Source organism: Kitasatospora sp. NPDC056651 (assembly GCF_042792155.1).
Classification (GTDB): domain Bacteria; phylum Actinomycetota; class Actinomycetes; order Streptomycetales; family Streptomycetaceae; genus Kitasatospora.
In genome coordinates, this window is record NZ_JBHTWX010000249.1 from 1 (window position 1) to 1,485 (window position 1,485).

The 1,485-nt window shown below is 69.0% G+C and carries 1 protein-coding gene; it reads right to left on the reverse strand.

Features of this window, described 5'->3' with window-relative positions:
* Positions 1-39: 39 nt before the first annotated feature.
* Positions 40-1,080 carry an IS30 family transposase gene (locus ACFRAR_RS38785; RefSeq protein ID WP_380705161.1) on the reverse strand — a complete coding sequence of 347 codons (1,041 nt, stop codon included), beginning with the start codon at positions 1,078-1,080 and terminating at the stop codon, positions 40-42.
* Positions 1,081-1,485 lie beyond the last annotated feature (405 nt).

The following is a 1,485-nucleotide window of genomic DNA, read 5'->3' on the forward strand; positions in this document are numbered from 1 at the left end:
GACCTTGGGTTCAAGGGGTCGTCGCAACACCGCTTGGTTTCAGACGGTGAGTAGATCACGTAGACGCTCGGCTGGGGTATCCCAGCCGAGCGTCTTGCGTGGGCGGCCGTTGAGCTCCTGGGCGACGTGTTCGAGGTCTTCGGGACCGTGCAGGCTCAGGTCGGTGCCTTTCGGGAAGTACTGCCGCAGCAGCCCGTTGGTGTTCTCGTTCGACCCGCGCTGCCAGGGCGAGGCCGGGTCGCAGAAGTAGACGGGCATGTCGGTGGCCATGCTGAACTGCCGGTGGCGTGCCATCTCGGCGCCCTGGTCCCAGGTGAGCGAGCCGCGCAGGTGGGCGGGCAGGGTTTGGACGGTCCGGACGAGCCCGTCGCGGACGGTCTCGGCGTCGTGGGCTCCGCCCGGCAGGTGGACAAGCATGGTGTAGCGGGTGCTGCGTTCGACCAGGGTGGCGATCGCGGAGCGTCCGCCCGCGCCAAGGATCAGGTCGCCTTCCCAGTGGCCGGGCACGGCCCGGTCGTCGATGTCGGCGGGACGGTCGCTGATCATCACCATCGGGTCGATGAACCGGGAAGTGCGCCGCTCGGGGTTCCGGCGTGGTTTGCGGCGGGTCCGCCCGGAGCGGACGGCTGCCTGTACCTCCCGCTTCAGGCCGCCGCGGGCCTGGAAATACAGAGTCTGGTAGATCGTTTCCACGCTCACTCGCATGCTCTCGTCGCCGGGATGTTCCCTTCGCAGAGCGTGGCAGATCTGTTCCGGCGACCACCGCCTGCGCAGCCTGTCCTGGACGAAGCGGCGCAGTCGTCCCTCGCTCAGCAGCTTGCGGTCCTTGGGCCGGGGCCTGCGCGCGGCCGCCGCCCGGTGGGCTTGGTAGGGCCGGTAGCCGTCGCTGCCGGAGTTCGCGTCGATCTCACGCTTGATCGTGCTCGCGGGCCGTCCCAGGGCCCGTCCGATCGCCCGCAGCGACTGGCCCGCCGAGTGAAGATCGCGGATCTGTTCGCGCTCGGCCAGGGTCAGGAACCGTGGGTGGAGCTGCTTCTCCAGGGCCCTCAAGCCGACCGGTGCTTTTGTCACACCGGACATGGTGGCGGTTCCCGCCGGATAGTCGACGCGGTACCCCTCGGGGTAGGTGCGCGAATGGCGGGTCTTCCTGACGCCCCGGTCCCAGTCCCTGGCCGTGCGCTCGTTCACGCCGACCTGTCGGGCAGCCACCCGGGGAGCGACACCGCCGGCCCGGAGCCGCTCGTACTCGTCCCGTCCGGAATGCCGACGCGGCGGGCCTGCCGACCTCCGCCCTGCCTTCCGGGCCCAGGTGAAGGCGGTGTTCCGGTTAATCCCCAGCTCACGCGCCGCCACGGTCACGCTGCCTACTACATTCAGCCGCTCAAGGAAGCGCTCCCGCAACTCAGCAAGATCATCACGCCTAACGCCCACGGTCCTCGCAACTCCCACAGATCGCGGGTGTTGCGAGGACCGTTAGAACCCAAG